A 12138-nucleotide genomic window follows, 5' to 3' on the forward strand; every position below is an offset into this window, starting at 1 on the left:
GCACACCGACGTGTGCGGCCCCGGCCTCGTTTCGCCGATATCTCGATGTGATCTGCTGCCGTCCCGCATCGCAACGGTTATGGTTCTGCCCATGACGGCTACCGGGCGGGCGTTGGCGACGGCCGTGTTGGGTGCGGCTGTGGTCGCGACTGCCGTTGCGACGGCTCCGGCTGCTCTTGCAGACTCGGTGGAGACGTGCGTCCGGAACGGTGGAGGACTGGTCTCCGTGGACGGCGCCGAGCCCGTCCCACCGGTTTTCGGATTCGACGGCCTGCGGCTGCTCGGGCTCGAGGGTGGTGTGGGCAATGCCTGCATCACGAATGTCGGCCCCGGTGCGGTGACCGTCACCCATCCCGAGGGTCGCATCCCCGGACGGACCGAGGTGTCCACAGCACTCGTGGAGATGCGCGTGGACGGCGGTCTCGGCAATGTCGCGGTAACCAATGTCGGTAGCGGCGCGGTGACGGTACGTCGCACGGAGGTCACGCCTGAGCCTGCCGTAGCCCCCGCACCGGCACCGGAGCCGGGGATGCCGGAGATGATCCTCGACGCGGGAACCGACGGTGTGTTCGTGACGAACGTCGGAACAGGAGGCGTCACCGTCGTCGACCGCAAGGTGGGCCCGAGCGAACTGCCGGCACCGCCACCACCTCCGCCGGGCGCGGTGATCGTCGATCCGGTGACCGGAAACATCTACGTCACAAACCTCTTCGGCCCCGATATCGTGGTCGCCGAAGCCGTCACCGCAACTGGTGCGAGTGTGGTGGAGCGACCTGTGCCGGGGACCGCGATCGCTTACGGGACGCGCAACGTCTTCGTGACCAATATCGGTGGTGGACAGGTGACCGTCGTGCGTGGCTGATCTCCGCCGCACTCACAACGCTCGGAACTCGGATACATCACATCCCGTTCACGAGTGTGTCATTCTTCTGATGGAGACTGCCAAGGAGGAATGGCGTCCGAGCACCGGGGCGGATTATGACAAAGAGAAGAGCGTGGGCGACGGCTGTCGCCGCAGTGGCATCGTGCGCAGCAATGTTCGTGGCAACTCCTGCAGCACAGGCGAATCCGCCGGGTTGCCCGACACTGAACGTCGTCGCGGTCCCTGGCACCTGGGAGACCTCGAACACCCCCGATCCGAGTCGGGGAAATGGCATGCTCGCCCAGGTCACAGCTGGGTTACCGGCGGGAGCGCACGTCGATTACGTCGCGTATCCGGCCACGGCCTTCCCCTGGGAGGGCAACGTCTACGCCACTTCGCGTAACCGTGCCGTCGACAACGCACGAGGGATCATCGCAGCAGTCGCCGCGCGTTGCCCGCTCACGAACTTCGCTCTCGTCGGCTACAGCCAGGGCGCCGATGCTGCAGGCGATCTCGCAGCCGAGATCGGTTCGGGGCTCGGCGTCGTCGGCCCTCATCGTCTCGTGGCGGTCGGATTACTGTCGGATCCGCGCCGCTCGGAACTCGATCCGTTCGTCGGACCGCCGGTCGCAGGAAGTGGTGCCGGAGGCGCCCGTGCAGGTGGTTTCGGGCTGGTGACGCCCAATGTTCGTACCCTCTGCGCGGTCGGCGATCTGTACTGCTCCACTCCTCCGGAGGATTTCGTCACCCGACTGGCCGGCTTCCTCGCCATCTCGGCGGGAAGTCCCTTCGAGCAACTCGAGAACTATCGGGACGAGGCCACCAGGCTCTACAACGACATCGTGACCGCCGGCGGTATCCCGATGCTGCAGTTGCAGTTCGCTCCGGAGGCGAACGAGCTGCGCGAGACGAAGATCCGCAGCTTCTACCAGTCACAGGTCCACCAGGACTACTCGAACTACGTCGTCGACGATCGTGGGACCACGGCAACTCGCTGGCTGCGCGACTGGATCGCCTCGAAGGCGTGACCACCCCGTTCGGTCGATGAACCGCGCGTCCGGACGTACAACGCGCCATCGCTCGGCCGGATGCGTGGTGGAAGGTCGCCGACTTTGCTGCGGGCGCAGACCGTATGTGGCTGAATGAGTGGCGTTGTGCGTCCGAGACAGTCGACCGCGGCCCGGTTCCGTGGGAAACGAGGTGCGAGATGGCGAACATGAAGGCGATCCAGTATCGGCAGATCGGTGCCGAGCCCGAACTCGTCGAGATTCCGGTTCCGGAACCGGGTCCGGGTCAGATCCTCCTCGAGATCACCGCCGCGGGAGTGTGCCACTCCGATGCGTTCGTCATGAGCTTGCCGGAGGAGCAGTACACCTTCGGTCTTCCCCTGACGCTCGGACACGAGGGTGCCGGAAGAATCGCCGCGCTCGGTGAGGGAGTGCGCGGACTGGATATCGGAACATCCGTGATCGTCTACGGTCCCTGGGGCTGCGGCCTGTGCTGGCACTGTTCGCAAGGGATGGAGAACTACTGCTCGCGCGCCGCGGAACTGAACATCGCGCCGCCCGGTCTCGGTGCGCCCGGAGCGATCGCCGAATACATGCTCGTCGATTCGGCGCGCCACCTGGTGCCGATCGGCGACCTGGACCCGGTGACAACCGTCCCTCTCACGGATGCCGGGCTGACGCCGTATCACGCGATCAAGCGGTCGCTGGGCAAGCTCCGTCCCGGGTCGACCGCAGTGGTGATCGGAGTGGGTGGGCTCGGCCACGTGGCCATCCAGTTGCTGCGACATCTCTCGCCGGCGCGTGTCGTCGCTCTGGACACCGCCGCCGACAAACTCGAACTCGCCCGATCGGTGGGCGCACACGAGGTCCTGCTGTCGGATGCGAAGGCCGCCGAGGAGGTCCGCAGGATCACCGGCGCCGACGGGGCGACGCTGGTTCTCGATCTGGTGGGCGTGCAACCCACACTCGATCTGTCGATGGCGATCGCCGGTGTGGGCTCGGATGTGACCATCGTCGGGCTCGGCGACGGCCAGGCAGCTGCGCAGGTCGGTTTCTTCCGCGGTGCTTACGAGACGAATGTCTCCGTTCCTTACTGGGGTGCGCGCAACGAGCTGATCGAACTGGTGGATATGGCCCACCGAGGCGTGCTCCACATCGAAGTGGAGCGATTCGCGCTCGACGACGGGGTGGAGGCATATCGACGCCTCGAGGCAGGCACCCTGCGCGGGCGCGCCGTCATCGTCCCTTGATCGGGCCGCGACATCCTGCGGAACTCAGACCCGCAGGGTATCGCGGACGTGGCCGGTCTCGTTGATCGACGCCACCCGCCGTGACCCGTTGCGGGAAACCAGGATGCGGGTGACCGACGCGTATTCGATGGGGAACATCAGCGGCCGGGGCAGATCGAGGAGTTGTTGCAGCACGATGTTCACGACTCCGCCGTGGACGAAGAGCGCGACGGTCTCGGCGTGCTCGCACGCCTCCACCACGTGGTCGATCCCCTTCAGCACGCGGGTGCGGAAAACGTCCGCATCGACGAAATCAGGAAGATGACCTGCCAGGATGCGCTGGTAGGCGGCCGGTGCCACGTCCTTGGCGGCGTCGATCGTGAAGTAGTGGTCGTACCCGTAGTCGTACTCGGCGATGTCTTCGACCTTCTCCACCTCGAGGCCCCGGTGCTCCGCGACCGGCTCTGCTGTCTGCAGGGCCCGTAGCTGTGGGCTCGAGAACAGGCGTGTGATGTTGTAGGGAGCGAGCGCCTCGGGTAACCGCGCTGCCTGGAGGCGACCGGTGTCGGTGAGCGGCGGGTCGGCGACACCGGTCTCGGCTCGGGCATTGTTCGGCTCGGCATGGCGGATCAACAGAAGCTGCACGGCCTCACGATGCCAGGTGCGCGGGTTTCACGTGAAACCGCCTGTCACGACCGGCGCGGCTTGGTGAACGGGAACGCCAGCGACTCGCGGATACTGCCCCCCAGCACGAGCATCACGATCCGGTCGACGCCCATCCCGAGTCCCCCCGTGGGCGGCATCGCGTACTCGAGCGCTTCGAGGAACTCCTCGTCGAGTTCCATCGCTTCCTCGTCGCCACCGGCTGCGAGCAATGATTGCTCCGTCAGCCGGGCACGTTGGTCGAGGGGGTCGGTAAGTTCGCTGTAGGCCGTGCCGAGTTCGATACCCCAGGCGACGAGATCCCATTTCGCCGCGACCCCCGGTTTGCGTGGATGAGGGCGGGTCAACGGTGACACCGAAGTCGGGAAGTCGGTATAGAAGGTCGGGAACTCGGTTCGTGATTCGACGAGGTGCTCGTACATCTCCTGCGCGGTCGCGCCGGCGTCCCAGGCCGGGTTGTAGGGGATCTCGTGTTCGTCGCAGAGTCGGCGCAGCACAGCGACAGGGGTCTGCGCGTCGACGAACGTCCCGAGCGCCTCGGAGATCGCGTCGTGGAAGGTCTTCACCGGCCACTCACCGGAGATGTCGATCTCGACCGGGCTGCCGTCGGGTCCTGGGCGCAGGATGATCTCGCGTCCGTGTGCCGCACGAGCGGCTGCCTGGACGAGTTCGCGTGCGAGGACGCGCATCTTCTCGTAGTCGCTGTGTGCCTCGTACGCCTCGAGGATCGTGAACTCCGGATTGTGCTTGAAATCGGCACCCTCGTTGCGGAACACACGGCCGATCTCGAACACCTTCTCCATGCCCGCGACGCACAGTCGCTTCAGATACAACTCGGGCGCTATCCGCAGGTACAGGTCGGCGTCATAGGCGTTGATGTGGGTCACGAACGGCGCTGCGTTCGCGCCGCCGTGCACGGACTGCAGGATGGGTGTCTCGACCTCGAGATAGCCGCGGCCCCCCATCTCGTCCCGGAGCGCCCGCACGACGGCACTGCGCGCCGCGAGATGGTCGCGCGCACGCGAGTCGATCGCGAGATGCAGATAGCGTTGCCGTACGCGGGCCTCGGGGTCGACGAGGCCGTGATATTTGTCGGGAAGCGGATGCAGGCACTTGCCGTCGATGCGCCACGAATCGGCGAGCACAGAGACCTCGCCGCTGCGACTGCGTCCCATCGTGCCGGAGACCTCGACGAGGTCGCCGAGATCGAACAGGAAGCGTCGCCCTGCGACCCGCTGCCGGTCGACGAGGATCTGGATGTCGCCCGACCAGTCGCGCAAGACCGCGAACAGCACGCCGCCGAAGTCGCGAATGCGCAAGAGCCGGCCCGCGACCGTCACCGCAGTGCCCGCTTTCGCGGCCCGAGCCTCGGCTGCGGTGTGGCTCGGGGGGTGCGCGAGTGGATAGGGATCCACGCCGTGCTCGACGATCCGGTGCAGGGTGTCCATGCGCACCTCGACCTGCTCCGGCCGGCGTCTCCCGTGCGAGAGCGCCGGAACGCCACCCGAGAGCTCGGCGTCGGGCGCACTGCCGTCCGCGTGGAGCGCCGCCGAGACCTCCTGATCGTCGGGAAATGACGAATGTGTTCCGGTGTGCGCCTGAGCATTCCGGCGGCCGAAGGTCGGGAGCGTGAGAAATCCCTCGGCGATCGCCGAGGCGAGCGCCACCCGCGGGATGAGTCGATTGTCGCGGAAACACAGGAAGCGAGGGACCCACTCGGGGTGGTACTTGACGTTGGATCGGTACAGCGCCTCGAGTTGCCACCACCGGGAGAAGAACAGCAGGATCGACCGCCACAATCGCAGGACCGGGCCGGCACCGATCCGCGCACCTTCCTCGAACACGGAACGAAAGACCGCGAAGTTCAACGAGATCCGGTCGATATCGAACTCCGATCCGCGCGAAGCGAGTTCGGACACCATGAGTTCGACGACTCCGTTGGGTGCCTGCGGGTCGCGGCGCATGAGATCGAGAGAGGCCCCGTCCGATCCCCACGGCACGAGCGAGAGCATCGCGACCACCTTGCCGTCCGCGAGTGCTTCGACGAGGAGACAGTCTCCGTCGAGCGGGTCGCCGAGGCGGCCGAGAGCCATGGAGAAGCCACGCTCGTTCTCGGTGTAGCGCCAGGTCTCGGCGCGCTGGATCATTGCCGACATCTCGACGGGCGAAAGTTCGCGGTGGCGCAGAATCCGTGCTGTCACACCATGTTTGCGGGCACGATTGACAGCCTGCCGTACGGGCCGCATGTCGCGCCCGGCGAGGCTGAAGTCGCGCGTGTGCAGTACGGCCTCGTCACCGAGCTGGAGGGCGTTCAGGCCTGCGCGGTGATACGCGCTCGCACCCTCTTCGCTCGCGCCCATCACGGCAGGTGCCCATCCGTAAGAGCGCGCGAGATCGAGCCATTCGTCGATCGCGTGTTGCCATGCTTCGGGATTCCCGATCGGATCGCCGCTCGCGAGACACACCCCGAGTTCGACGCGATAGGTGACCGCGGCCTTTCCGCTGGGGGCGAACACGACGGCCTTGTCGCGACGGGTCGCGAAGTATCCGAGTGAATCGTCGCTGTGCGCGAGGAGCCCCCGGATGGCGGATTCGTCGCTGCCGGTGAGCGCGTTGCTCGCTCTCTGCGACCGGAACAGGACCACGACGGCAGCGAGGACCGCGAGTGCGCCGAGCAGACCGAGGAGCGTGTTGACGAGCCCGTGCGGCCGGCCACCGAACTGGTCGTTGTCGATGAATGTCAGAGCGGTGACGCGGTTGAGCGCCCACAGAAATCGGTCGGGAGCGGGCAGACTGCCTGGGAACAACTCGACGAGGCCCCAGCCGATCAGGGTTCCGGCGGCCAGGCCCCCGACAAGCACACCGAGTGCAGCCCAGACGTTTCCGCGCCGTACGCGGGTGTAGAACTCGGGATAGGACAGAAGCAACAGCGCGACCGCGATCAGATGGACGACCAACGCGGCCAGATGGTTCGGATCGCGGTCGACGATGCCCGTCACGAGATTGGTGATGGCAAATCCGCCGAGGTAGATCGTGAGGATCCACCACGCAATGCGTTTGCGTCCGGCGACTGCCCCGGCGAGCAGGGCCAGAACGAGAGCGAACGACAGACTCGTGTCGGGAGCATCGAAGTAGTACTCGTCGATGTACTCCCGCGGAGTGTGGATCCAGAACCGCAGGCTCGGGGAGATCGACCACAACGCCATCACGAACGCATAGATGCCCAGAGCCAGACCGACGATGTGCGGCACGGCGGACAGACGTCCGTCGATACGCTCGGTCAGCGTCGGCCGGGTGGGCGGTCGATCGTTCTTCGTCGCGCTCGGGTGCTCGGCAGGAGCGGTGAGATCCGCAGACATGAGTACTGACGGTAACGGGCGAACCGGTCACCCGTGGGACGAACGGCGGCGGGACCGATCACACTTCTCGGTCCCGCCGCCGTCGTGCGTAGAGCTACGTGCGCGGGGCTCCGGCGGTCGCGACATCGGCGGCGGCATCGGCCTCGGACGGCTCGGTGCGTGCCAGCCGGCTCGGCCACCAGATCTTCTTACCGATGTCGATGGACAGGGCCGGTACCAGCAGCGACCGCACGAGCAGGGCGTCGAGCAGGACGCCGAAGGCGACGATGAACGCCAGCTGCGCCAGGAACAGCAGCGGGATCACTGCCAGCGCCGAGAACGTCGCCGCGAGAACCACACCGGCAGAGGTGATGACACCACCGGTGACGGTCAGTGCCCGCAGCGTGCCCGCACGTGTACCGACCTTCTGCGTCTCCTCACGTACGCGGGTCATGAGGAAGATGTTGTAGTCGATGCCCAGTGCCACGAGGAAGACGAATCCGAACAACGGCACCACCGGGTCGGCGCCGGGGAATCCGAAGACGTGGTTGAACAGCAGTGACGACACGCCCAATGTCGCCGCGAAGGAGACGATCACGGTGAGCATCAGCAGGATCGGCGCGACGAGTGCACGCAGCAGCACGATGAGCACGAGCAGCACCACAAGGGTGACGGCCGGGATGATGACGGTGCGGTCGCGGGTCGCGGTGTCCTTCGTGTCGAGGTCGACGGCGGTCGGTCCACCGACGAGGGCCTCGGCGTCGGGCACGCTGTGCACCGCATCGCGGATGCGCTCGACCGTCTGCTCTGCGGCGAGCGAATCGGCCGGATCCGACAGGGTTGCCTGCAGTGCTACCAGTCCGTCGACCACGCGGGGTGCACCGTCGGGACCGGGGACGGGCTGGACGGTCGTCACGCCCTCGACGCCTTCGGTTGCCCGGACGACACCGTCGAGTGCTCCCTCTCGCGCGACGATGATGCTGGGCGAACCGGTTCCGGCGTCGAAATGTTCGCCGAGTACATCCTGGCCGGACTTCGAATCGGTCTGCAGCAGGAATACTTCCGAGGACGCGACACCGCTGGCCTTGAACTGCGGTGCCAGCAGTGCGAACGCGAGGAGGACGAGACTGCACACGACCCAGATGGCGCGTGGCTTCGACCCGACGAAAGAGGCGACCCGGCCCCACACCTTGTGCGACTGCTGCATGTCGTTCGCATCGGCGTTCGCGTCGTAGGCCGGACGGGTCGGCCAGAACGCCGCACGGCCGAGCAGTACGAGGGCTGCGGGAAGGAAGGTCACCGACGCGAGGAACGACGTGGCGATACCGATGGCGGCCACGGGACCCAGACCGCGGTTGGAGTTCAGATCCGACAGCAGCAGGCACAGCACTCCGAGGATGACGGTGCCGGCCGAGGCCGCGATCGGTTCGATCGAGCCGCGCAGCGCACTGCGCATCGCGTTGTATTTGTCCTGTTGGAGGCGGAGTTCCTCGCGGTACCGCGAGACCAGGAGCAGTGCGTAGTCGGTGGCGGCACCGAACACCAGGATGAACATGATGCCCTGGCTCTGGCCGTTGAGTGCGATCGTTCCGGCGTCGGCCAGCACATAGACGAGCAGGCTCGCGAGCGCGAGCGCGAACAGCGCCGAGAGGATGACGACGAACGGCAGGATCGGGCTTCGGTAGACCACCACGAGGATGATCAGGACGACGCCGCCCGCGACGAGCAGCAGCAGTCCGTCGATGCCACCGAATGCCGACGACAGATCGGCGGCCTGCCCGGCAGGCCCGGTGACGTAGACGGTCAACCCTTCCGGTGCGCCCTCGAGCGCGGTCCGGAGTTCTTCGACCGACTCCTGGATCTCGCCGGAGGCGTCGAGCGGAACGATCATCTGTGCTGCTTCACCGTCGTCGGACGGGATCGGCGGGGGTCCGGCGGACTCGGTGGCCAGGAAGGCGAGATCCTCGTCGGTGATGCCGCCTTCGCGCTCGGCGACGACGATCGCCGGGATGAACTCGCTCTCGTTGAACTGCGCGTACAGTTCGTCGGCTCGCGTCGATTCTGCGGAGGCAGGAAGGAACGAACTCGCGTCCGTCGACGCCACCTCGCTGAGCTTGCCGGCGAACGGACCGCCGCCCCCGGCGGCCACGAGCCACGCTATGAGCAACAGAGCGGGGAGCAGCCACCGCCATCGGCTGGTTCTGCGGGGGGACTCGGTAGCAGTGCTCAAGATTCCTCCTGGCGTGAGCGGACGTTCCGAATCTAGATTATTCAGCGTGCTGAACGTTAGGGGCGGAGACGACGATCTCGACGAGTGGCCGACCGGCCGGCTGTTGTCCACTGCGGCGCGATTGGTCGAGCAGGCCTGGGAGCAGTCGTTGCGGCAGCAGGGACTCACCCATGCGGGCGTGATCGCGCTGCAGGCGGTCTCCCGTGCTCCGTGCTCGCAACGACAGATGGCACGTGCGTGCCGGGTGACCGACCAGACCATGAGCCGGACGGTCGACCATCTCGTGCGAGGAGGCTTCGTGACCCGCACGGTCGACCCCGATGACGAGCGCCGGATGCGGGTGGAGATCACGCCCTCGGGTGTGGAGGCGTACCGGCGTGTGATCGAGATCGAGCGCGACGACTCCTCCGGTGGCGACTCGCCCGTCGCAGTTTCCGACCCCGCAACCCTGCGTCGGCTCCTGCTCGAAATCGTCCGTTCCCACAGAACGGCTCCTGACACCCCGAGGAGTACCCCTGGCGGCGACGGAACGTGAGCCGACCATCTGGAACGTGCCTGCGCGGTAGGGTGCCTCATGGCCCATGCCCGTCAGGCCCGAGCCGAGATCGTGTCCGCGCTGCGCAGTGCCGGATGCGTGTACGCCGAGAAGGAAGCGCAACTCCTCGACGAAGCCGCCTCCACCCGCACCGAACTGGAGCGGCTCGTCGCCAGACGGGTTGCCGGCGAACCCCTCGAACACGTGCTCGGCTGGGTCTTCTTCCACGGCAGGCGCATCGCGGTACGGCCGGGAGTCTTCGTGCCGCGTCGACGTACCGAGTATCTGGTGGACTGCACGATCGATCTCGCCGGGCCGGGCGCCGTGATCGTCGACATGTGTTGCGGGTGCGGCGCAGTCGGCGCGGTGCTCGTCACCGCGGTACACCCGTGCGAGGTCTACGCGGCCGACATCGACCCTGTCGCCGTCGACTGCGCGCGCCTCAACCTGCCGGCGGACCGAGTGTTCGCAGGCGATCTGTGCACTGCGCTGCCCGAGGGTCTGCGCGGTCGCATCGACGTGCTCGTGGCCAACGCACCGTACGTGCCCTCCGCGGCGATCGGGTCCATGCCACGTGAAGCGCGCTGCAATGAACCGCGACTTGCGTTGGACGGTGGACTCGACGGGCTGGACATCCATCGCCGGCTCGTGACGGACGCCGTCCGATGGCTGGCCGCTGCCGGATCGCTGCTCGTCGAGTCGGCTGCGGTACAGGCACCCGCCGTGGAGACCCTCATGGCGCGCGCCGGGCTCCACGCGATCACCCGGCATTCCGAGGAACTCGATGCGACGGTCGTCATCGGCACCCGCTGATGACGTGATCGTTGCGGGTGGCATGTCAGCCGAGCGGAAGTTCGGCGAAGATCGCCGTCGGCTGAGTCGACCCGCTCGCCGGCTCGACACTGAATCCGAGGGCGGTGGCGTCGGAGATGTTCTCGAGCACCGCAGTCGTCGACGGTGCGACGTCCTCGGGAGTCATCGTTCCCGCAGGTTGCATTCCTTCGGGACCGATCAGCCACATCTGGTAGACACTGCCTTCGGCCGGCGGCGCGACGTTGTTCATCACCAGCACGCCCGCGTCCTCCTCCTTGGAGAACACCACGGTCGCGGTGCCGCCACCGTCGAGTACACCGGACGAGGTCTGCACATCCTCGGCGGCGAACACACGCTCGCTCGTGGCAGGCGTCGACTGGGGCCCCCACTGACCGGCCACCGCGATGCCGCCGATCGCAATGATCACGGCGGCGGCCGCCGCGAGCAGGAAGTTCCGGCGGCGACCCCGGCGGCGTTCGTCGAGCGATATCGGCGGGGGAACAGCATCGTCCTGTGCCGGATGCGTCGTATCCGGCGCCCCCCGATCCTCGGTGGGCGACTTCGCACTCAACTCGGCGCGGACCAGATCGAGCAGTCGCACCCTGAGTTCGGCCGGTGGTTCGGTCGCGGTACCGACGGACATCGCCGCGAGAGTCTCGTGGATCTCGCGCACTTCGGCGGTAAACCGCGCGGCCACCTCGGGATCGGCGTCCGCGAGCAGTCCGGAGATCTCCTGGCGCTCGCGGGGCGTGACGGCATCCAATGCGAGAACGGGTGCCATGTCGAGTAGATCGCGGGAGGAATCGCTCATCTCATTCGCCATCGACGGTCACCCCCAGACAATTCTTCAATCGTTTGAGACCGTCCCGGATGCGCGACTTGACGGTCGGCAAAGGGGACGAAAGTTCTTCTGCCACTTCGTTGTATGTAAAGCCTCGGTAGTAGGCGAGCTCGACCGAACGTCGCTGCAGCTCGGTGAGTGAACCCAGGCACTCGTTCACCCGGCGACGATCGTCGCGCTGCGCGACCTCCTCGCTCACCGAATCGAAGGCGGCGTCGACGTTCGTCGAACCGTAGTGCGCCTCGCGGTCGGCTCCGGATTGTTCGCTTCGGACCCGATCGACCGCCCGCCGGTGCGCAAGCGTGATGATCCACGCCAATGCGGAACCCTGGCGCGGATCGTAGTTCGCCGCCGATCGCCACACCTGAAGGTAGACCTCCTGGGTGGTCTCCTCGCTGTAGCCGGGATCGCGCAGTACCCGCAGCACCATGCCGAATACGCGGGCACGCGTCGCGTCGTACAGTTCGGCGAAGGCCGTCGGGTCCTGCCGGGCCACCCGCTCGAGCAGTTCGCCGAGGGTATCGGTGTGGCCTCCGATGCCGGTCACCGGCTCAATCCGCTCATCGAGGGAAAGCCTAGCCGGGACGTTCCCTCCACTCAAGGCAACCGTGTCCACCATG

The 12138-nt window shown here is 66.7% G+C and carries 10 protein-coding genes; 5 read left to right on the forward strand and 5 right to left on the reverse strand.

Translation table 11 applies throughout. The annotated features are described in order from the left end of the window. The first annotated feature begins 91 nt into the window (after nucleotides 1-91). The 3 genes from ABZ789_RS04830 to ABZ789_RS04840 all read left to right on the forward strand — a co-directional run bounded on the left by ABZ789_RS04830 (nucleotide 92) and on the right by ABZ789_RS04840 (nucleotide 3119). Entirely contained in the window at nucleotides 92-862 is a 771-nt protein-coding gene (locus ABZ789_RS04830; RefSeq protein ID WP_358419722.1) for a hypothetical protein, read from the forward strand. Nucleotides 863-1035: 173 nt separating this feature from the next. Then, nucleotides 1036-1890: a cutinase family protein gene (locus tag ABZ789_RS04835; protein WP_358419725.1), complete on the forward strand. Its 855-nt coding sequence runs from the start codon at nucleotides 1036-1038 to the stop codon at nucleotides 1888-1890. 188 nt (nucleotides 1891-2078) lie between these two features. After that, nucleotides 2079-3119, forward strand: a complete 1041-nt coding sequence (locus ABZ789_RS04840; RefSeq protein WP_358420195.1) for an NAD(P)-dependent alcohol dehydrogenase — start codon at nucleotides 2079-2081, stop codon at nucleotides 3117-3119. Between the two features lie 24 nt (nucleotides 3120-3143). Here the strand turns inward: ABZ789_RS04840 and ABZ789_RS04845 are convergent, their stop codons facing one another. The 3 genes from ABZ789_RS04845 to ABZ789_RS04855 all read right to left on the reverse strand — a co-directional run bounded on the left by ABZ789_RS04845 (nucleotide 3144) and on the right by ABZ789_RS04855 (nucleotide 9266). After that, the gene (locus ABZ789_RS04845; RefSeq protein ID WP_358419728.1) at nucleotides 3144-3743 is read right to left on the reverse strand and encodes a histidine phosphatase family protein; all 600 of its coding nucleotides are present in this window, start codon (nucleotides 3741-3743) and stop codon (nucleotides 3144-3146) included. 44 nt (nucleotides 3744-3787) lie between these two features. After that, nucleotides 3788-7045, reverse strand: coding sequence for a bifunctional lysylphosphatidylglycerol synthetase/lysine--tRNA ligase LysX (gene lysX, locus ABZ789_RS04850; RefSeq protein ID WP_358420198.1), 3258 nt, complete (start codon nucleotides 7043-7045; stop codon nucleotides 3788-3790). A 169-nt stretch (nucleotides 7046-7214) separates the two neighbouring features. Further along, nucleotides 7215-9266: an MMPL family transporter gene (locus ABZ789_RS04855; RefSeq protein ID WP_358420201.1), complete on the reverse strand. Its 2052-nt coding sequence runs from the start codon at nucleotides 9264-9266 to the stop codon at nucleotides 7215-7217. Between the two features lie 109 nt (nucleotides 9267-9375). Here ABZ789_RS04855 and ABZ789_RS04860 point away from each other — a divergent pair, with 109 nt between their 5' ends. Beyond that, on the forward strand, nucleotides 9376-9864 hold the full coding sequence (locus ABZ789_RS04860) for a MarR family transcriptional regulator (RefSeq protein WP_358419731.1): 489 nt from the start codon (nucleotides 9376-9378) through the stop codon (nucleotides 9862-9864). Between the two features lie 39 nt (nucleotides 9865-9903). Continuing rightward, nucleotides 9904-10677: a putative protein N(5)-glutamine methyltransferase gene (locus ABZ789_RS04865; protein WP_358419734.1), complete on the forward strand. Its 774-nt coding sequence runs from the start codon at nucleotides 9904-9906 to the stop codon at nucleotides 10675-10677. A gap of 25 nt (nucleotides 10678-10702) precedes the next feature. Here ABZ789_RS04865 and ABZ789_RS04870 read toward each other — a convergent pair whose 3' ends face one another. Then, a complete protein-coding gene (locus tag ABZ789_RS04870) occupies nucleotides 10703-11488 on the reverse strand; it encodes an anti-sigma factor (RefSeq protein ID WP_358419737.1) in 786 nt (261 codons plus the stop codon). A 1-nt stretch (nucleotide 11489) separates the two neighbouring features. Further along, nucleotides 11490-12065 carry a sigma-70 family RNA polymerase sigma factor gene (locus tag ABZ789_RS04875; RefSeq protein ID WP_358419740.1) on the reverse strand — a complete coding sequence of 192 codons (576 nt, stop codon included), beginning with the start codon at nucleotides 12063-12065 and terminating at the stop codon, nucleotides 11490-11492. Between the last annotated feature and the right edge of the window lie 73 nt (nucleotides 12066-12138).

The organism is Rhodococcus sp. NPDC047139, from assembly GCF_040643435.1.
Lineage (GTDB): Bacteria > Actinomycetota > Actinomycetes > Mycobacteriales > Mycobacteriaceae > Rhodococcus.